We start from the raw sequence: 18,737 nt of genomic DNA on the forward strand, positions 1-18,737 counted from the left end.
ATTCGGTTCGCACAGAGGCAGCTATTTCTCCCGCCGTGCCACTAGAATGCCTGCCATCAGGTCACCGCCAAGGGAATCGCCCATGCCGCTCAGATCCGCGCTGTACTCCCAACGCTCGCTGGTGATGACCGTGGTCATCCTGCTCGGCGCCGGTTTCCTGGCCACTTCGCTGCTCAGCTATTACGCCTCGCGCACCTCGATCCGCGACAACATCGTCAACACCGAACTGCCGCTGACGTCCGACACCGTCTACTCGGAAATCCAGAAAGACCTCGTCAGACCGATCCTGATTTCGTCGATGATGTCCCGCGACACCTTCATGCGTGACTGGGTGGTGAACGGTGAAAAGGACACCGACCAGATGACCCGTTACCTCGACGAGGTCATGACCCATTACGGCGCCTACACCGCGTTCTTCGTCTCCAACAGCACCCACATCTACTACCACGCCAAAGGCGTGCTCAAGCAGGTGCGAATCGATGAGCCGCGCGATGCCTGGTACTTCCGCGTGCGCGACATGAAGGATCCGTACGAGATAAACGTCGACCCGGACCTGGCCAACAAAGACAACATGACCTTCTTCATCAACTACAAGGTCTACGACTACCACGGCCGCTTCATCGGCGCGGCCGGGGTGGGGCTGACGGTGGACGCGGTGATCAAGCTGATCGACAAGTACCAGCAGCGCTACCAGCGCAGTGTGTACTTCGTCGACACCTTCGGCCGGCTGGTGCTCACCGGCGCCGAAGGCGGCCCGGAAGGCGCCCGCGCCGGCAAAAGCCTGAACGACCTGGACAGCATGAAGAACCTGGTCAGCCAGTTGCCCAAACCCCACAGCGGCAGCTACGAATATTCCGCCCACGGTCTGGGACATTTCCTCAACGTGCGGTTCATCCCGGAGCTCAACTGGTACCTGTTCGTCGACAAGCGCGAAGACGGCGCCCTTAGCGAAATCCGCCAGTCGCTGTACCTCAACCTGCTGATCTGCCTGCTGGTGACGCTGATCGTGCTGGCCCTGCTCAACCGGGTGATCCGCCGCTTCCAGGAAAAGATCCACGCCCAGGCCACCCTCGACAGCCTCACCGAACTGCCGAACCGGCGCGGCTTCGACCTGCTTGCCGTGCAGGCCCTGCACGAGGCGCAGCGAGAACCGAAACCGCTGACCGCGCTGCTGCTGGACCTGGATCACTTCAAGGCGCTGAACGACACCTACGGCCACATGGCCGGCGACCAGGTGCTGATCGGCTTCGCCCGCGACCTGCAAAGTTGCCTGCGCCATTCCGACATCGTTTGCCGCTGGGGCGGTGAGGAATTCATCGTTTTGCTGAAGGACACCGACGGCGCCACCGGTCAGAAAATTGCCGAGAAAATCCGTCGGCATGTCGAGCAGCACGAATATGCCTACAACGGCCATGCCCTGAACCTGACCGTCAGCATCGGCGCCACCACCCTGCAACGGGACGATACCTTGCACAGTCTGCTGTCCCGGGCCGATCATGCGATGTACCGGGCCAAGCAAACCGGCCGCAACCGCACCTGCATGGAAATGCCCCTCTCGACCTATGCCTGACCTTCCTCGTCCCGACCTCTGCCCGGCCTGCGGTGCCCGCAACGACTGCACCCTGGCCGACCCGCGCACCGCCGACCGCGCCTGCTGGTGCTACGGCGTGACCATCGATGCGGCGGTGCTCCAGGCCCTGCCGCCCGAACTGCGCGACCGCGCCTGCCTGTGCCCGCGTTGCGCGCAGTTCGAAGCGCAACTGCAAGCGTCCGGGCCGCCGATCCCGTAAGATGCGCGCCCCTGTGCCCACCGATTCCTGACCATGCGCGTCGACCGTTTCCTCAGCAACCTGCCCCGCTACAACCGTCAGCAAGTTCGCCTGCTGCTGGTGGAAAAGCGTGTGCGCATCGACGGAAAAGTCGTCAGCGACCCGCACAGCGACGTGCTGGAATTCAGCCGCGTCGAGGTGGACGGCGAAGTGCTGCAGGCCGGCAAACCGGCGCGCTACTTCATGCTGCACAAGCCGCCTGGGTGCGTCAGCGCCACCCGCGATCCGCAGCACCCGACCGTGCTGGATCTGATCCTGGAAGCGGACAAGGACGACCTGCACATCGCCGGCCGGCTGGACTTCAACACCACCGGGCTGATGCTGATCACCAACGACGGCGCCTGGTCGCGGCGCCTCACCCAGCCGCAGACCAAACTGCCGAAGGTCTACTACGTGGAGACCGAACAGGAAATCGGCCCGGAATATGCGAGCACATTCGCCCAGGGGATCTACTTCGCCTTCGAAGACCTGACCACGCAGCCGGCGGTGCTGGACGTGATCGGTCCGAAAACGGCGCGGTTGAGCATCGTCGAGGGCCGCTACCATCAGGTGAAGCGCATGTTCGGTCACTTCAACAACAAAGTGCTGCGCCTGCACCGCGAATCCATGGGCCCGCTGCACCTGGACGATGCGCTAAAACCGGGCGAGTACCGCGCTTTGCGCACCGAAGAGATCCATTTGTTCTAAGCCTGCGACCGCTCAGCAGAAGTTGTCGAACAAATTACCGACGGCACTTGCGCGATCCTGATCCCCCTGCTTGAATCAGGACGTCGGCCAAAATGTGACCGATGAGTCACAACATACTTCTAAGAAACCTTTTGCCGGCAGAGAGCCCAAGGCTCCGCCTCCCCCGGCAAATCGCCCGCCAATAACAACACCCGTCGACCTGCCGTAACGGATCGACATGGGCCCGCAAAATTCCAGGCGTATGCCTACCTGTCACAAAGCTCGTGCAATCTTTTGCGCGCATACCCGCTTGCCAGGAGTCTTATGACATGAGGCCAGAAATCGCTGTGCTGGATATACAGGGTCAGTATCGGGTTTACACGGAGTTCTATCGCGCAGACGCCGCAGAGAAGACCATCATCTTGGTCAACGGCTCGATGGCCACGACTGCGTCGTTTGCGCAAACCGTCAAGAACCTGCACCCGCAATTCAACGTGGTCTGCTACGACCAGCCCTACGCTGGCCGCTCCAAAGCGCACAACCGCCACGACAGGATGCTGACCAAGGAAGTCGAGGCCCAGATCCTGCTGGAGCTGATCGACCACTTCGCCGCCGAGCATGTGCTGTCGTTCTCCTGGGGCGGCGCCGCCACCATGATGGCCTTGGCGCATCGTCCCCGGCGCATCGAACGGGCCGTGATCAGCTCGTTCTCCCCGGTAATCAACGAACCGATGCGCGACTACCTCGAACGCGGCGTCGAACACCTCGGCAACCTGGACCGCGACCGCGTCGGCCATCTGGTGAACAACACCATCGGCAAGCACCTGCCGTCGCTGTTCAAGCGCTTCAACTACCGCCACGTCAGCAGCCTGGCCGAGCACGAATACGGGCAGATGCACTTTCACATCAACGAAGTGCTGAACAACGACCGCGACTGCTACCTGCGCGCCGCCAAGCAAATCGACGTGCCGGTGCTGTTCATGAACGGCGAATGGGACGAGTACACCTCGGCCGTGGACGCCAAGCTGTTCGGCAACCATGTGCAGCTGAGCACCTTCAGCACGCTGCAGGCCACCGGCCACTTCCTCGACATGGAACACAAGGCCGCCTGCGAAGGCAGCCGCAAGGCATTGCTGGGTTTCCTGAAACCTGCGCAGTACAGCAGCCGCGCGCGCAACGCGTTCGCCCAGGACTACCATGCATTGGCCATCTGAAAAAGCGTCACCGCGAGCAAGCCTGCGCCACTGAAGCCTTTACCAACTTCACACCCGCAGCGCTTGCCCGCGACTGACCGAACACACGTCTGCTTCAAGCTTTTCAGGCCATCCAACGCAAAGAAAACTTCAAATCCGCGCCCGAGTCTGGTACAAAGTCAGCCGTTCCGAGCGGGTGTCGTATAATGGCATTACTCCAGCTTCCCAAGCTGATAACGAGGGTTCGATTCCCTTCACCCGCTCCACATCACCTTTCCATGGATGTTTATACAAATCCACGGAACGCATGCAAGTCACTGAGCTGATACGGTTTTTCCTCCCAGCTTGATTCCAGTGACATCCAGCGAAATCCACTGACAGCCGGCCTTTTCCGGCACATGAAGTGGTACATCTTTGCGGCCGCCCCGGTATCGCATTGTTGCTGGAGGAGCGACCCCCGAGGCATGACCATCGCATCCAACTCTCATCTGAGGAGTTGGGCACATGCTCACCGATTTGAAAATCCGCCAAGCCAAATCCACTGACAAAAACTACACGCTCAGCGATTGCGACGGGCTCTATCTGTTTGTCTCGGCAAGCGGCTCCAAGCTTTAGCACTTTCGCTATACACGGCTCGGCAAGCGAAACCGTTTCTCACGACGCAGGGAGGGGTTCGAACCTTCATCTCAGGGGCTCGATAATTGCGCTTGTAAATATTCTTGAAGGGTTATTGGAATTGATCAAATTTCATCAGTTCTTTCCAGATGTAACCGTAGCTGTAGCGTAGCCAACAAACCTTTAACCGGTCGAAGTTACGTCTTACCCAACTGCTTTCTCGTGCTTTGAGTTCTTTCGCTATTTCATCCAGTAACCATTCATCCTGAAAGCCGGTCCAAACAGGTGGGACAGGCGTTTCGAGGTTGCTGAAACACACGGGCGCTACCTCTGAATACAAGATGTCTTCAACGACCTCTGGGTCATAGCCGCGGATTCGTTCTGCGATAGAGGCGTAGTCGACAAAACTATCTACAAACGCCTCTGCCAGCGCAATCTGGATGTTCGCTTTTTCCGCGGAAGTCAGAATATGTCCCAATGGGCCAGCTCCTCTAGCTCTGCGTCGAAAGTATCAGCCGCAACCCCTCCAGCAATGCCGCCGGCAATGCTACCAATGAGAACAACGGCTATGGCGCAGGCCGGCGCGCCAGGTCCACAAAGAGCGGATACACCCAAGCCCGCCAGGAAACCACCTGCCGCACCACCACCGAGGATGGTGGCCTGACGGGCCGTTTCTTTGGCTTTGTCGTCTGCGTTCAGTATTTGGTAAGAGGCAAGCACCGCTGTCATGATGATGCCGACCTTCCCCATGACGGACATGATTTTTGTGCCAGAAGTGAATTTGGCATTGGCACTACCAGACCGCTCTAGAGCTTTGTACAAGACCTCTTTCTGTTGAGCCTTAGAAAGTTGTTCGTAATTTTTGTTGAACTGGGCTTGAGATTTTCCATCCAGTATTTCTCTGTATGTTTTTCCAGTACTCTTCTTTTTTTGCACGATGGCAAGGCCGTGTGCAGACGTCAGTTTGCGGTGTTCGTACATGATTTTGTTGCGCATCTCGTTGCTGAACTTTGTCGCGTCCTCAACGCTGATTTTGCCGGCTCTGACTTCAGCGAAGATCTGTTGTGACATTCGTCGAATATTGCCCTCGTAACTAGCACGGACGCGCTCGTCCTTGATGGCATCGATGGAAAAACGGCTGGCTGCCCCCTCCATGCCTGCAACCGCCATTTCTAGGGGAGAACGGTCGAGAGTATGTTCGCTTTTGACAACATAACTTCCGGTTACCAGGTTCGGTTCCGTCACGAGAAAATCCTTATCCCAAAATGTCGTTCAGCAACCCGTCAATACCTGAGGTGGTGCAGGTATTCTCGTGTTGGCTAAATGCCAGGGTATGGCATGTCTTTCCGGTGGGGTTGGAAAATTTGACCGAGTTGTTTGCGTCAAAGACGCCGGGCATGGACGACCCATCATCAAAGTGTGCCGTGCAGGCAAATCCTTCGTAGCTTTCTTCTGCGGAAATTTTAAAGCCAATCCAGTTACCGTGGATGACCATGGGCGTAAGTGGAGTAAAGGGAGCGGGGGTATGGGTGCTTCCGATGATGACCGTACTCGAACCACCGGTCACGACGTCGCCATGGGTGCCGACAGTGCCGACCAGTGCGGCATTTTGGCCGTTGATAAACACGGTGCTGGACACGTCTGAGGCTAACGCACTACCACAGGTGCACGCGTCCCCTTTGCGAGCGGCCGCAAGACCGTCGAAGAACACATCAGGAGAACCCGAGGAGATTGCTTTAGAACCGTGCCCAGGCATGGGACAACTGGTTGGATCAGTAATACGTGCCGCTGGCTTAGCCATGCTTGACTCCCTGTCAAAGACTTTCCGGAGCCGACTGTACCAGACTCGCGTTGACGGTGGCCTGCACCTATGCAGCTAGACTCAGCGATGGACGAACAATTGCTTAGATACTTCTATATTTGTCCTTCAAAAATCGGCAAAGGCTAGGCAGGGCACAAACCATCTTCGGATCGAACCAGCGTCTGCTTTCGGCCAAAAGCAGACGTTCAGGAACGACTGGTTCCGGCCAGAAGCGGCCCTTGGTTACTTACGAAATCAGGGCCCATTCAGTAGCCGCGGCAGTAAAAACGGTGTTGTTTGTCAGAAAATCCCGCAGGCGGCAGCTGCGGATAGTCAGAGCCAGCGGCGAACCTCGGCCTTGTAGCGTCGGTATTCGTCGCCGAACTTCGCTTCGAGATAGCGCTCCTCGCGAGCAATCACGTGCCTCTGGATCACGATCAGCACCAACGGAAGCAAAGCCAGGGCGATCGCTCCCTCGAAGCCGACCGCGATGCCGGCATAGACAAGCGCCATGCCGAGATACATCGGATTGCGGGTCCACCGATAAGGACCGGGACGTTGGTCGCGACGGCGGAACATGGGTGCCCAGGCGCCGGAGTCCCGCCGCCGCAAGCATTGTCGCCGCGCCGGCAGCGAATAGCAGCGCGCCCGTCACGACCAGCCACCACCGGTCGATGCCGAAAAAACGCAGGGCGACGAATCGCTCTGCCGCCAGCCCCAACAGTAGCGCTCCCAGATAGATGAAGGGCGGAGGGAAGCGCACACCCGCGCTGTCCGGTTCGACGGCCATGTTCATCTCCTCTCTATGCGCTCAAACCAGCATCGACTGCTGGGCGAAAATGCCCGCCATCGCGCCCTGCGATGATGCCTGGGTGACCGAAGGCAATATGGGCGTGGTGAGATCGCCGGCGGCGTAGATGCCGGGCGTGCTGGTTTGGCGACGCTCGTCGACCTTGAGCACGATGCCGGTGGGCGTATCCATCGTGGCAAGGCCCAGCGATTCATGCAGGTTTGCGGACGGCTTGTTGCGCGGATGAGCAAACAGGATGTCGACCGCGACAGTGGAGCCGGTGTCGAGATTGACCGTGGCGATATGCCCCTGGTGATGGGCGATCTCGACGATCCGCCCCTCGACGACAGGTATGTTGCGGTGCGCCAGATCGGACTGGATATCAGGCGCAATGTCATGACCATTGGCAAAGACAGTCAACCTGTCGGTCCAATCGAGAAACAGCTTGACCTGGTTGTGCGATTGCGGGCCGGACCACACGAGGCCCCAATGCTGGCCGGCGGCTTCAAAGCCGTCGCAATAGGGGCAGGGAACGATGGATGTGCCCCAACTCTCGGCATAGCCTGGAACATCAGGCATCTGGTCGGCGACGCCATAACTCAGGATCACGCGCCGGGCCCTTAGGCTTTCGTGATCGTCAGTGACAACGCAGAAATCGTCGATTACACCAGAAATTCTCTCCGCCCGGGCAATAACCAACCTGACCGTTGGATAGCGCGCCAGCTGCTGTCTCGCCGCAGCTAATATGTCCAGCGGCGGCGTGTGATCGTGACCGAGCAGACCATGCGAATGGCCGGCAAAGCGGTTACGCGGCCGGCTGGTATCGAGAACGATGACCTTGCGACGGGCACGGCCGAGCTGCAAAGCGGCGGCGAGACCGGCAAAACTTCCGCCGATGATGATGACGTCATTCATGGTGATGGGCTCCGCTGAAGGGCCGGTTGTAACCTAGCCTTTGGATTGCAAGTTTAAGATACTGAATGGTATCGTATACCTTAAATTAAGATACTGAAAAGTACTAATACTATGACTGAAACCATTCAGGGCCGGCGCGGCCGACCCACCAACGAGGCGCTGGCCCAAACGATACTCGACGCCGCGAGCGAGCTTTTTGTGGAATTGGGTTTTCAAGCGACGACGTTGGACAAGGTCGCCCAGCGGGCGAAGATATCCAAGCTCAGCATCTACAGCCGCTTCGAGAACAAGGAAGCGCTGTTCAGCGCAGCCATCGCGGCCGGCTGCCAGCGGTCGTTTGCACCACAGGCCCTGCTGGAAGGTGCTGAAGGCTCGGTCGAAGACCAACTTATGGCGGTGGGAGCATCACTACTGCGCACGCTGTTGAGACCAGACGTCAGCAGTATTGAAGCCATGGTTATGGCCGATAAAACGAGCCAAAATGCTTTGAGCAAGCGCCACTACGAAGCCGGCGCCGCCCATGTCATCGCCGACATCGAGGCCCTGTTGCGCCAACTCCACGCGAAGGCGCTTCTCAACGTGCCCGATCCCCACCAAGCCGCGCGCTTGTTTGCTGCGCTCTTCAAAGGATCCGATCTACTGATGATTGCCCGCTTCGATTTGACGAGAGCAGAGGACGAAATCGAATCCTATTGCCAGTCGGCCGTCGCAATGTTCATCGCCGCGCATGGTCGCAGCGACCATGCGAGGGGATAGTCTTAATCGCTCCGGGGGCAGCTTGGCCTAGTCTTGGGTTTGCGCACTAGGGGTCGCAGCGGGAACACGGGCTGCGTCTGATAACCGTCGCAGTACTGGCGCAAGTGCTCAGCATCGTAGCCCATTGGCCGAAAGCTGCTGTACCAGGCAGACCGCTTTCGGCCAAAAGCGGACGCTGTGGAGCAACCGCTGGCGGCTAGAAGCTGTCGCTCACTGGTGCCTATCAAACCAGACTCCATTCGAAGCGACTAAAAATTTATTTCCATAAGAGTGCATCCAGTTCGGAGTCTCCTTCGTAAATCTGTCACCCCTCATACGAAGGGTCAAATAATCCAGGAGACGCATCATGCACACGCTCATCAAACGGTTTGCGATTGCCTGCTTTACCCTTCTGTGCTTCAACACCGGATTTAGCTTTGCTGCGGATACAGTGATGGTTGGCGGCGCTGCCATGTATCCAAATAAGACCATCGTAGAGAACGCAGTAAACTCTAAAGATCATACGACGCTTGTTGCAGCGGTCAAAGCCGCCGGCTTGGTCGACACACTAAACAGCAAAGGACCGTTTACCGTCTTTGCCCCAACCAACGAAGCGTTCGCCAAGTTACCCGCTGGAACAGTCGACACGCTGGTCAAACCTGAGCACAAAGCCGATCTGACTAAGGTTCTCACTTACCATGTGGTGGCCGGTACTCATACTGCCAAACAACTGATGGATGACGCCAAAATGCATGGTGGCAAGGTCATGCTGACGACTGTTCAAGGTGAGGCTCTCACGGTCTGGATGCACGATGGCAAATTGTGGGTGGAGGATGCCAAGGGCGGTAAAGCAGCCGTCACCATTGCGGACGTCATGCAGGCTAATGGTGTGATACACGTAGTCGATACAGTTTTGATGCCGAAGTAGATGATGTGAGCTCGCGGCCCATAGAGAGCGGTTCGATTTCTGGTGAAGGACACTGATCTTGCTCAGCTATCCAACAGTGAGCAGGATCAGGTGTCTCCGGAGGGAAGGTTATCCGGGTTATTTCAACTGCCGAAATCGTCTACAACACCCAGATACTGTGCATCTTCTGCGCACTGGGTCTGTTGATCATGTGGGGGCTCAAGTTTGACGGATACTACGGAATCTGCTCATTTGCTGTGGGAGTCGTATTCACAGCAGTAACTTTCTTTAATCAGCGTTACGCCAGTATCAGAAGCTCGAGATCATAGAAAAGGTGCTGATGCCGAAAAGTGAAACGACGTCCCCGGTCGATCTCAGCAGGACTGGCGAGTTCTCCTAGGAAGCACACCCGTGAATGGAACAACCGCGGGCCGTAGACTAACCTCTGGCTGCAATCGACGTTTAGCACCTCACGACTCAATCGTTTGGAGAAAGGCTATTCCCATCGCCGACACTGATCAACTCAAACACCTTCTCGCCCAGTGTTCCTTGGGAGACCGATATGCTTTTGAAGCGCTGTATCGTAGCGTGAGTCCGCGTCTGCATGGCGTCGCTCTGCGGTTCATGGGACGCTCTGATCTGGCTGAAGAGGTGCTGCAGGAAAGTTTTGTGCGTATCTGGAACAATGCTTCACGCTACCAATCGCACCTGTCGGCGCCGATGACCTGGATGATCAACATCACGCGAAACCAGGCCATCGACCAATTGCGAAAGCATCGCGAACGTCCGCTGAACGATCTCGACGTGCAGATGCTGATCGACGAAAGCCCCTCGGCACATGATCAGTTGAACAGCTTCCGTGAGACTGCTTCATTGAATCGGTGCCTAGATAGGCTCGAAGGTATGCAACGCCAATCAATCACCATTGCTTATTTTGAGGGACTTTCCTGTTCAGAGTTGGCCGAGCAACTGTCGGCACCGCTTGGGTCGGTAAAGTCTTGGATCCGCCGAGGCATGGAGCGTTTACGCAGGTGCCTTGAATCATGAACTACCAAACTCCAAGTCTGCGTCGTGCGCTTGCTGCCGACTATGCGATCGGTTTAATGCCACCAACCGCGTGCCGGCGCTTTGAGCAGCTGTTGCTCGAAGACTCGGAACTTCGCGCGGAACTTGCGCAATGGCAGGACAGCCTCATGAGTCTTACCGAACCTCTGACTGAACAACCTGTACCAGATCGTGTATGGCGCGAAATCAAGGCGCGCATAGATCCGCAAACACCGCAGCTCCCTGTGACTCGACCATTCAGGAGCTGGCTGCGGGTGACGATTGCAGCATGTTCGCTGGTAGCAGCAATAGCGCTGGGCGTTATCTATAACCATGACGAGGTGCGCTACGGCGCCACGTTGCGGAGTGCCGATGCACAGTCGTGGATGAGCATTGAAGCGCACGAGAATTATCTAAAAATCAAAACACTGGCTTTGGCAAAGATTGAAAAGAATCGCAGCTTGGAAATGTGGGTTATTCCTTCAGATGGTAAGCCTGTTTCGCTCGGAGTAGTGCCCCCAGGCGGAGACGGAGAGATCAAGTTGGGCAGTGCGCAGAAAGCGCTTATTGGTGAGTCCATTACTTTGGCCATCAGTCTCGAACCCGAGGGCGGATCGCCGACAGGGCGCCCGACTGGTCCGGTGCTGTATCAGGGCGTGCTCACGGCACTGTAACTCTGAGGGCGGCAGTCTTTCGTCTTTTTTTCGTGAATAAAGCGCCTAACTTGTCGGTAATTCAGAATCCGAAGTCAGCACAACGAACTGATGAACAAAAACGGCAGCTTCTGGCCGTTAGCTGCCCTTCACGAGTAAGAAACCTTTGACGGTCTCAGCGAATAATCAACCTCCGGCGACATCCGGGTCATGGGGTAGATCAGTACAGTTCTAGCCCGCGAACAGAGCCCTCACCTCCACGCACGCTCAACGCGGGAGATCTCATGTGCACGCCAAGCGAGTCAACGGCACTTGATCCACTTCCCATCCTGGTACACACTGCGGCACAGCCACCGTCCCGGTGGCCAGTTAATCCATTGATAACCAGTTCGTTGGATGCCCACTGATCATCCCTTGACCCGCTCCAATCAGATTTCAGTCCTGCGTCGTTTGACGGGGATGAAAAAAACCGGCCTATAGGGCCGTTTTTTTTGTGTCTGGAATCTGGCATCCCATTCATGCAAAGCATCAGCTCACCTGAATGATAAATCCATAAAACAACGTCTTAAGCCGAAAACCGATAGTTAATCAGCAAAATATTGGAATTGTGTGCTTTGACAAAGCCAAGGCCAACTCTATACTTTTGAGCACCCACGCACTCAGTCCCGCCTTAGGCCCATCATGCTGGAATTAAGCCTCAGCACCCCCAGTGAAATCGTCAAACGGCTCTGCGAACGTCTTCGCACCGAACGGTTGGCCCGGCAAATGACGCAGGCCGAAGTGGCGGCGCGCGCCGGCATCGGCACCAACACCGTGTCCAATCTGGAATCCGGGCGCAATGTCGGGTTTGAAAACGTGATTCGCGTGGCCATGGTGCTCGGGCGCGCCCACGAGCTCGAAAACCTGTTCATGCCGAAGCTGGACAGCCTGGACGATATCCTTCGCTACGAAAACAGCTCCACGCGTCATCGTGTCAGGAGGAAGTCCGGCGATGCTTGAGCAAGTCGATGTCTACTACGACGGCTGGGGCGAGCACTGGCAGTGGGGCACGCTGGTTTCCACGACGGCCCTCACGGGGCGCCCGTTGATCGTGTTCGAGTACAGCGACGAAGCGAAGCGCAAAGGGCTGGAGCTGTCCTCCCTCAAGCTTCCCTTGGAAGGCCCCAAGCTAAGCCGCGACTTCCCGCGCCATCAGTTGGGGCTTCCAGGCCCGGTCTACGATTCATTGCCCGACGGATGGGGCATGCTGCTGATGGATCGTCTCTTCAAGCGCCGCCGTCTGAACCCGGCTCGCATCAGGCCGCTGGAGCGGCTGGCCTACATCGGCAACAACGCCATGGGCGCGATGTCCTTCAAGCCCGTGGCGCCCGAAGGGCTGGAGCCGCAAGAACACATTCCACTCGACCTGCTCGCGGCCGAGGTACAGGACGTGCTCAACGGCGAAGGCGGCGAATTCCTGGAGAGGCTGCTGCTGGTCGGCGGCTCTCCCCAAGGCGCCAGGCCGAAGGCCTTGGTCTATCGCGATCCTCTGACACTAGCCTTTACGACGATTGCCACGCCGGGCTTCGAGGCTTGGTTGGTCAAGTTTCCGGCCAGGCAAGAACACCCCGAAGTCTGTGCCATCGAAATGGTCTACGCCGAATGCTTGCGCAAATGCGGCATCCGCACACCCGACACCCAGTACTTCAGCCTGCCGAACGGACTGGCAGCCTTCGCCACCCGGCGCTTTGACCGACAAGGCGAGCTCCGTGTGCCCATGCAAAGTCTTGCGGCCTTCACCGGAGCCGATTTCCAGACCGCAGGCACGCTGGATTACGTCAGTTTCCTGCGGGCGACCCATCGCTGCACCAATGACATTCGGGAAAAGGCGCTGGCGTTCGAACGTGCAGCCTTCAACGTTGTGTTCAACAACCGGGACGATCACCCCAAGAACTTTGCCTACCTGATGTCACCTTCGGGTCAATGGACATTGGCACCGGCCTACGACGTGACCTTCTGCGAAGGCCCCGGCGGATACCATCAAATGGATGTGATGGGCGAGGCACTGGAGATCGACCGGAAATCCCTGCTCAGGCTCGCTGAGGAAGCCGAGATCCCGGCAGGCGCGGCAGGCGACATCATTGACCGGATGTGCAACGTGGCCAGCCAGTTCGCGGCCATGGCCGAGCATGGATACCCCGGTGTGATCACCCGGGACACGCTGCAGGTCATTCAGGATCGGATCGACGAAAACATTGCCCTGCTTCGCTGAGGCCAGCGTCGCCAGCAAGCGAACGGGGATGTAAAAAAACCGGCCTATAAGGCCGGTTTTTTGTGTCTGGAATTCTCTGTTTCGTGGGCGGGCATCCGATCGCAACGGCATGCAACACACTCCTCTCGCCTCGGTTTCACCGCTGCCTAGACTGATCGACGCCACCGTTTGTCACTGAGCGAGCCACCGCCTGGTGGTTATGGTGTTGATCATAAAAAACCCGTAGGTATAGTAACCACCAAGCACACCACAAGGAGGTGTTGTGAACAGCCGTTTTCTAATCGGCCAACTCGTCGCGGACGGTTGGTATCTGGTGCGGGTCCGCGGCAGCCATCATCACTTCAAGCACCCGACCAAACCCGGGCTGGTGACGGTGCCGCATCCGAAGAAGGATCTGCTCAAGAAGACGGCCATCAGCATTCTGCAACAGGCGCTGCTTTGACCCGCAAGGCCAGTCGCCATGGAGGACAACGAACATGCTTTACCCGATCGCGATTTCGGTGGGCGATGACGAACAGGCTTGGGGCGTGGAAGTGCCGGACATTCCGGGGTGCTTCTCCGCCGGCGACGACCTGGACGATGCGATGGCCATGGCCCGTGAAGCCATTGAAGGCCATTTCGAAATTCTGGCGGAGGACGGTTCGCCCATCCCGCCGGCCAACAAGGTCACGCTGCACGCCGCCAATCCCAAGTACGCGGGCTGCACCTGGGCGGTCGTGGACATCGATGTGACCAAGTACCTGGGCAAGGCCCAGAAACTCAACATCACGCTGCCGGGGTACCTGCTCAACCGGATCGATGAGTACGTGCTGCATCATCCCGAGGAGAAGAGCCGCTCGGGGTTTCTGGCGTCGGCGGCGCTGAAGGTGCTGCAGCAGAGCGGCAACTGAAAGAGAAAAACCGGTCGCGATGACCGGTTTTTTTGTGCCTGCCCAACGGGCCGTCACCCCTTCGGTTCGACGTTATCCAACGCCTGGTTCACCGCCGCTTCCCCCAGCGCCACCAGTTGCGCAATGCCCAGCGCGGTGCGGCGGTGGCCGGCGTCCAGCACGGCGGCGAAGTTGTTGAGCATTTCCGAGGCAGAGCCGAGGTTCTCGCTAGCGTTGGCCAGCAGGGATTCGGTGTCGTAGACGGGGTTGGGGAGGTACATGGGTTCGGCGTCAAGGGACGTGGCCATGATCCCGGCGGCCGGATTCAGGTAATGGTCGAGCGCGCGTTCTGCGGCTTCGTGAAGTTTTCGCGAGTCGATCGAGGTGTAGGGGGAAGTTGGATCGGTGGGGATTTCGGGCGGGTTCGGTGTTGGTTTTTTCATGGTGTTATCCCGTTTATTACGTGATAGCTGACCATTCGGTTCCACGCGAAGGGTGGCAGCTGTGCGCAGGTTGGAACCCGGGGAAACGGAAAACCCGGCAGACCCGAAGGTCTCCCGCGCACAGCCGCCATAACGGAGTGCTCACACAAAAGGTGCGCAAGCATACGTCACGAAAGGTGCTTTTTCTTCCAATTATCCTCGGGGTTCCAATCCCGGCCGCTGATTCGTCAGCGACCCACTCAGGCTAAAGAGCCGACTTCCGACGGACAACCTGAAAACCATGTGGGAAGGTTCAGCAAATCATGAACAGGGATTAAACATCCCGGATCAAACCATCGCCTGCAGAGAGCTCCCGCCCGGCGCCCGAGGGCGCCCACCACCGCTTGCTCAGCGCGTCGCGACGATGAACAGCCGCGGGAACGGCAGCAGCACCGAACCGTCAGGCAACGCCGGATAAGCCTGGGCCACGGCCGCCAGATACTGCTCCAGGTACTGCGCCCGCTCCGCTTCCGTGAGGGGGTTGAGGAACGGAATCAGGCCGCTGCCCTTGAACCACTCCACCACCCCCGCCGCCCCGCCCGGCAACGGATGGTGATAGGTGGTACGCCACACATCGACCCGTGAACAGTGCGGCCGCAGCATCGAGAAGTAACCGCTGGCATCCGCCATTTCGGTGCGCTGCCCGGCGGCGCCCGCCAGTTTGCCGGCCCACGGCCCGTTGGCGGCGACTTCGCGCATCAGCCGGTGGGAGGGTTCGTTGAGGTTGTCCGGCATCTGGATCGCCAGGCTGCCGCCGGGCGCAAGCTTGCCCGCCAGCGCCGGCAGCAGCGTCGCGTGGTCGGGCACCCACTGCAACACCGCGTTGGCGAAGATCACATCGAACGGGTCCTCATCGGCCCACGCATCGATGTCCGACACATCGAACCGCAACTGCGGCAGGCGCTTGCGCGCGGCCTCGATCATGTCCGGCGAACTGTCCAGCCCGCGCACCTGCGCCCCCGGGAAGCGCGGCACCAGCAGCTCGGTGGAATTGCCGGGGCCGCAACCGATGTCGACCACCGTGCGCGCCTCCGGCGTGGGGATCGCCGCCAGCAGGTCACGGGCCGGACGGGTGCGTTCATCTTCAAAAGCGACGTATTGCTTGGCGGACCAACTCATTGCGTACTCCTGTCGGTGGGCATTGCAGCGGTTCGCTACGATACCGCCTCCCTTGCGCTCAGCTCCAGAGCGACACGTTGCAATCCGTGTCTGGGGAATGCCAGCCTGCTCTCGCCGCATTGAACGCCAGCAATCGACCACAGGGTGATATCCAGCTGATTGACTCCCACAAAGAACCGGCCATGTAGGCCGGTCTTCTTGTGAACTGAATCACTTGTAGTAGCCCACCGTTTTTTTGAGATGATCCGAATACTCGTAAATATCGTCCACCGAGTTTATGGGGTGACGTGTTTCATTTTTCTCTTCGTCAAAGATCCCAATGTATTTCTGTGAACGATTGAAATGCAGGCGACAGATCGGCTTACGGTTGTTGTCGTCCAACAGGATCCCGAAATAACTCTGAGTATCACGCTGGACAATACGTTTGGCATCGACGACTGAACGTACGACCGCACGAACAATGTGGTACCCCTCCAGTTCCTCTAATGTGGTCAGAATTTTGTCATCCGAATCCTCCCTAGGTTCAGCAGGATCCGCGCCGTTTGATGCCGTCGGGATGGATGCCAATGTCGGTTGAAGAGCACCGCTCATGGCAGATTTGAGTCGATCGTTGATTTGATCGTTGAGAAACTGCCCCACTGCCTTTTTCGTCAGTTCGAAGAACTGATCCCGCACTTTTTGTGTAATCACACCATCGTAAACACGGGATGCGAAAACTTTTACAAAATCGTCATCCGGCTGACTGACTTGTGAAGCAATAACCTTCTTGATCTGACTGACATACTTCAGTTCACCGGCTGCATTGATGATCGAGTCGACGTCGAAAGCAGACTTGGTAAGCTTGATCAGTTCCGGAACCGAATACTCATCGATATCCAGCAAATCCAACTCGAGGAATGGCTTCTCATCCATCTTGTTGGGTGCATCAAGATCCGTGAAGAACTTGTAGATCTGACCATTGGTAAGAATGGAAATACGGGCACTGGTGACATGAAAATATCGAAACAATTGGGAAGCATGATTGATATGCAGTGGCTCTCCTATTTTCTTGCATTCGATGAGAATCTGAACCTCACCTTCTTTCATGATGGCGTAGTCGATTTTCTCTCCCTTCTTCGTACCAATGTCGCAGACAAACTCTGGCATCACTTCTGTCGGATCGAACACGTCGTAGCCCAGCACGGTGCTGATGAAGGGCATGACAAACGCGTTTTTCGTAGCCTCCTCTGTCTGGATGGCTGCGCTTTGCAACCGAACCTTTGCGGCAAGGCTGACTAATTTTTCGAAGAATTCCATGTGTGTCCCCTAGCTAGGTTTCTATCCGTGCATTTGCGTACTGGCAAATTGACTACCCCTTGAGCCTAGCCGCAAACCGACACAAGGAAAGTGTCCTCCACAAACGGCGTTTGTCAGCCGATACAGAAATCCTTCCGGGCGGGCACAGACGCGGCCCAAGAGAATTTTCATCTCACCACCGATGTCTGAATTTCAATCCCCCCGCGATAGGATCACCGCCATGAAATTCGCCAAGATTTCCCAGACCCTCGCCCTGTGGGCGGGCAGCCCCAAGACGTTCATGGGCGCATTGATCCTGATCGGGCTGTGGGGGTTGAGCGGGCCGTTGTTCGGTTACAACGACACCTGGCAACTGATCATCAACACCTCGACCACCATCATCACGTTCCTGATGGTGTTCCTGATCCAAAACACCCAGAACCGCGACACAGACATCCTGCACCTGAAGCTGGACGAGTTGCTGCGGGTCACGAAGGAGGCGCAGAACGCGATGCTCGGGTTGGAGTCGCTGGACCTGAAGCAGTTGGAGGCGTTGCGCAAGCATTACCGGTCGCTGGGTGAGAACGAGGTGTTCAACCTGGAGGGGTTGGGGGACAAGAGCAAGCCGAAGCAGGATCTGAACGATTGTTGAGGTGGCGGTGTTTGCTGCGCGAGTGACGGAGGGGCCTGCTGCGCAGGCCAACGGGAGCGAACTCCCTCGCCACAGGGAGCTGGCGTCTGGACTGTTTGGGCCTGCTGCGCAGGCCCGCGGGAGCAAGCTCCCTCGCCACAGTGGGATTGCGTGGGGATTGCGTGGTGGCCGTCAGCGGCTGGCCTGCAGGGCCCTGGCCATTTCCAGGTGGTTCTGCAGTTTGGGCAGGGTCTCGGCGGCGAAGGCCTTGATCTCAGGCACGTCAGTGGTCTGCGCTTCCTGCTCGATCTGCTGGATGGCCTCCTCCGTCGCCTTGACCTGACTGGCGGCGTAGGCCTGGTCGAAGGTCTCGCCCTCCAGGGCTTCGGGCATCAGCGTCTTGGCCTTGTCGGCCATGTCGTCGTGGGACGCCACCGGCAAGTCGAGTTTCTTGGCGATCTTCGCCAGGTGTTGGTTGGCGGTGGTGCGGTCGTTGATGACCACGATGGTGTAGTCCTTGACCTCTTTGGATTCGGACTTCTGGTGCGCCACGCGGCTGGCTTCGATGTCGGCCATGCCCTTGGCCGAGGCATCGTTGATGAAGTCGGCGGGCGACTGGGCGAACGCGCTGCCGGCGCCCAGCGCCAGCAGGGTGAAGAAACTGATGTCGCGGACTCGGCTGGCCTTGCGGCTCATGGTCGTGCCCTCCTTCTCTGAAGCATTCAAGCGGGAGCTTGCGCCCCCGCCTCTCAATCAAACGGCTACTTCGACTTCTGCGCCGGCTTGCGGCCCATTTCGGCCTTGCCCGGATCCTTGTCGACGGTCGTGGTGGTGGTTTTCCCACCTTTGCGGCCGGCCTCGGACGCCTTGGTCCGGTCGTTGGCGAAGTTTCCCGAGTTCGAGTTTCTTGAATTAGGCATGATTCTCTACCTCTTGGCGTTGATCGTGGCGAGCAGGTGCCC

23 protein-coding genes, 1 tRNA gene and 2 pseudogenes are annotated in these 18,737 nt (G+C 57.9%); 15 read left to right on the top strand and 11 right to left on the bottom strand.

Annotated features, from left to right (window positions below; all coding sequences use genetic code 11):
* The first annotated feature begins 82 nt into the window (after window positions 1-82).
* From CAG33_RS05270 to CAG33_RS28150, 6 genes are all read left to right on the top strand, one after another.
* Entirely contained in the window at window positions 83-1,570 is a 1,488-nt protein-coding gene (locus tag CAG33_RS05270) for a sensor domain-containing diguanylate cyclase (RefSeq protein ID WP_085637219.1), read from the top strand.
* The gene (locus CAG33_RS05275; RefSeq protein ID WP_085637222.1) at window positions 1,563-1,790 is read left to right on the top strand and encodes a cysteine-rich CWC family protein; all 228 of its coding nucleotides are present in this window, start codon (window positions 1,563-1,565) and stop codon (window positions 1,788-1,790) included. The genes CAG33_RS05270 and CAG33_RS05275 overlap by 8 nt, the downstream gene beginning before the upstream one ends.
* Window positions 1,791-1,823: 33 nt before the next feature.
* The gene (locus tag CAG33_RS05280; protein ID WP_085637226.1) at window positions 1,824-2,516 is read left to right on the top strand and encodes a pseudouridine synthase; all 693 of its coding nucleotides are present in this window, start codon (window positions 1,824-1,826) and stop codon (window positions 2,514-2,516) included.
* 308 nt (window positions 2,517-2,824) lie between these two features.
* The gene (locus CAG33_RS05285; protein ID WP_085637229.1) at window positions 2,825-3,709 is read left to right on the top strand and encodes an alpha/beta fold hydrolase; all 885 of its coding nucleotides are present in this window, start codon (window positions 2,825-2,827) and stop codon (window positions 3,707-3,709) included.
* 171 nt (window positions 3,710-3,880) lie between these two features.
* Window positions 3,881-3,954: transfer RNA gene (locus CAG33_RS05290), tRNA-Gly, on the top strand.
* A 238-nt stretch (window positions 3,955-4,192) separates the two neighbouring features.
* Window positions 4,193-4,303 (top strand): Arm DNA-binding domain-containing protein, encoded by a 111-nt coding sequence (locus tag CAG33_RS28150; RefSeq protein WP_139832997.1) that lies wholly within the window; start codon window positions 4,193-4,195, stop codon window positions 4,301-4,303.
* Between the two features lie 112 nt (window positions 4,304-4,415).
* Here the strand turns inward: CAG33_RS28150 and CAG33_RS05295 are convergent, their stop codons facing one another.
* The 5 genes and pseudogenes from CAG33_RS05295 to CAG33_RS05315 all read right to left on the bottom strand — a co-directional run bounded on the left by CAG33_RS05295 (window position 4,416) and on the right by CAG33_RS05315 (window position 7,809).
* Window positions 4,416-4,781, bottom strand: coding sequence for a hypothetical protein (locus CAG33_RS05295; protein WP_085585174.1), 366 nt, complete (start codon window positions 4,779-4,781; stop codon window positions 4,416-4,418).
* A complete protein-coding gene (locus tag CAG33_RS05300; protein ID WP_085637231.1) occupies window positions 4,766-5,548 on the bottom strand; it encodes a hypothetical protein in 783 nt (260 codons plus the stop codon). The genes CAG33_RS05295 and CAG33_RS05300 overlap by 16 nt, the downstream gene beginning before the upstream one ends.
* 10 nt (window positions 5,549-5,558) lie before the next feature.
* Window positions 5,559-6,104: a PAAR domain-containing protein gene (locus CAG33_RS05305; RefSeq protein ID WP_085637234.1), complete on the bottom strand. Its 546-nt coding sequence runs from the start codon at window positions 6,102-6,104 to the stop codon at window positions 5,559-5,561.
* Window positions 6,105-6,437: 333 nt separating this feature from the next.
* Window positions 6,438-6,894, bottom strand: a pseudogene (locus tag CAG33_RS05310) (isoprenylcysteine carboxylmethyltransferase family protein).
* A 21-nt stretch (window positions 6,895-6,915) separates the two neighbouring features.
* Entirely contained in the window at window positions 6,916-7,809 is an 894-nt protein-coding gene (locus tag CAG33_RS05315; RefSeq protein WP_085637237.1) for an NAD(P)/FAD-dependent oxidoreductase, read from the bottom strand.
* A gap of 111 nt (window positions 7,810-7,920) precedes the next feature.
* On the opposite strand from CAG33_RS05315, the gene CAG33_RS05320 reads away from it, so the two are divergent.
* Window positions 7,921-8,565: a TetR/AcrR family transcriptional regulator gene (locus CAG33_RS05320; RefSeq protein ID WP_085637240.1), complete on the top strand. Its 645-nt coding sequence runs from the start codon at window positions 7,921-7,923 to the stop codon at window positions 8,563-8,565.
* A gap of 11 nt (window positions 8,566-8,576) precedes the next feature.
* On the opposite strand, the pseudogene CAG33_RS28990 reads toward CAG33_RS05320, so the two are convergent.
* Window positions 8,577-8,726: pseudogene (locus CAG33_RS28990) on the bottom strand (IS5/IS1182 family transposase); the annotation flags it as partial.
* A gap of 185 nt (window positions 8,727-8,911) precedes the next feature.
* Here CAG33_RS28990 and CAG33_RS05325 point away from each other — a divergent pair.
* The 7 genes from CAG33_RS05325 to CAG33_RS05355 all read left to right on the top strand — a co-directional run bounded on the left by CAG33_RS05325 (window position 8,912) and on the right by CAG33_RS05355 (window position 14,289).
* Window positions 8,912-9,472, top strand: coding sequence for a fasciclin domain-containing protein (locus CAG33_RS05325; protein WP_085637243.1), 561 nt, complete (start codon window positions 8,912-8,914; stop codon window positions 9,470-9,472).
* Window positions 9,473-9,862: 390 nt separating this feature from the next.
* Window positions 9,863-10,498, top strand: a complete 636-nt coding sequence (locus CAG33_RS05330) for a sigma-70 family RNA polymerase sigma factor (protein ID WP_085637246.1) — start codon at window positions 9,863-9,865, stop codon at window positions 10,496-10,498.
* Window positions 10,495-11,169 (top strand): anti-sigma factor domain-containing protein, encoded by a 675-nt coding sequence (locus CAG33_RS05335; protein ID WP_085637249.1) that lies wholly within the window; start codon window positions 10,495-10,497, stop codon window positions 11,167-11,169. The genes CAG33_RS05330 and CAG33_RS05335 overlap by 4 nt, the downstream gene beginning before the upstream one ends.
* A gap of 660 nt (window positions 11,170-11,829) precedes the next feature.
* Window positions 11,830-12,147 (top strand): helix-turn-helix domain-containing protein, encoded by a 318-nt coding sequence (locus tag CAG33_RS05340; protein ID WP_085585184.1) that lies wholly within the window; start codon window positions 11,830-11,832, stop codon window positions 12,145-12,147.
* On the top strand, window positions 12,140-13,399 hold the full coding sequence (locus CAG33_RS05345) for a type II toxin-antitoxin system HipA family toxin (RefSeq protein ID WP_085637252.1): 1,260 nt from the start codon (window positions 12,140-12,142) through the stop codon (window positions 13,397-13,399). Before CAG33_RS05340 ends, CAG33_RS05345 begins: the two co-directional genes overlap by 8 nt.
* A 262-nt stretch (window positions 13,400-13,661) precedes the next feature.
* Complete coding sequence (locus CAG33_RS05350) at window positions 13,662-13,841, top strand: type II toxin-antitoxin system HicA family toxin (RefSeq protein ID WP_007957952.1); 180 nt, start codon at window positions 13,662-13,664, stop codon at window positions 13,839-13,841.
* A 34-nt stretch (window positions 13,842-13,875) separates the two neighbouring features.
* Window positions 13,876-14,289 carry a type II toxin-antitoxin system HicB family antitoxin gene (locus tag CAG33_RS05355; protein WP_085585188.1) on the top strand — a complete coding sequence of 138 codons (414 nt, stop codon included), beginning with the start codon at window positions 13,876-13,878 and terminating at the stop codon, window positions 14,287-14,289.
* Between the two features lie 53 nt (window positions 14,290-14,342).
* On the opposite strand, the gene CAG33_RS05360 is transcribed toward CAG33_RS05355, so the two are convergent.
* From CAG33_RS05360 to CAG33_RS05370, 3 genes are all read right to left on the bottom strand, one after another.
* A complete protein-coding gene (locus CAG33_RS05360) occupies window positions 14,343-14,711 on the bottom strand; it encodes a DUF6124 family protein (RefSeq protein ID WP_085585190.1) in 369 nt (122 codons plus the stop codon).
* Between the two features lie 387 nt (window positions 14,712-15,098).
* A complete protein-coding gene (tam, locus tag CAG33_RS05365; protein WP_085637255.1) occupies window positions 15,099-15,869 on the bottom strand; it encodes a trans-aconitate 2-methyltransferase in 771 nt (256 codons plus the stop codon).
* Between the two features lie 210 nt (window positions 15,870-16,079).
* Complete coding sequence (locus CAG33_RS05370) at window positions 16,080-17,165, bottom strand: type I restriction endonuclease (protein ID WP_085585194.1); 1,086 nt, start codon at window positions 17,163-17,165, stop codon at window positions 16,080-16,082.
* A 220-nt stretch (window positions 17,166-17,385) separates the two neighbouring features.
* Between CAG33_RS05370 and CAG33_RS05375 the strand changes: the two genes are divergently transcribed.
* A complete protein-coding gene (locus CAG33_RS05375; protein ID WP_085585196.1) occupies window positions 17,386-17,796 on the top strand; it encodes a low affinity iron permease family protein in 411 nt (136 codons plus the stop codon).
* Window positions 17,797-17,967: 171 nt separating this feature from the next.
* Here CAG33_RS05375 and CAG33_RS05380 read toward each other — a convergent pair whose 3' ends face one another.
* Together CAG33_RS05380 and CAG33_RS05385 are read right to left on the bottom strand one after the other, a co-directional pair.
* Window positions 17,968-18,471, bottom strand: coding sequence for a DUF4142 domain-containing protein (locus tag CAG33_RS05380; RefSeq protein ID WP_085637258.1), 504 nt, complete (start codon window positions 18,469-18,471; stop codon window positions 17,968-17,970).
* 65 nt (window positions 18,472-18,536) lie between these two features.
* Window positions 18,537-18,695, bottom strand: coding sequence for a KGG domain-containing protein (locus tag CAG33_RS05385; RefSeq protein ID WP_085585200.1), 159 nt, complete (start codon window positions 18,693-18,695; stop codon window positions 18,537-18,539).
* Window positions 18,696-18,737 lie beyond the last annotated feature (42 nt).

It is taken from the genome of Pseudomonas sp. B3(2017), assembly GCF_002113595.1.
In the GTDB taxonomy this organism is placed as follows: domain Bacteria; phylum Pseudomonadota; class Gammaproteobacteria; order Pseudomonadales; family Pseudomonadaceae; genus Aquipseudomonas; species Aquipseudomonas ekonensis.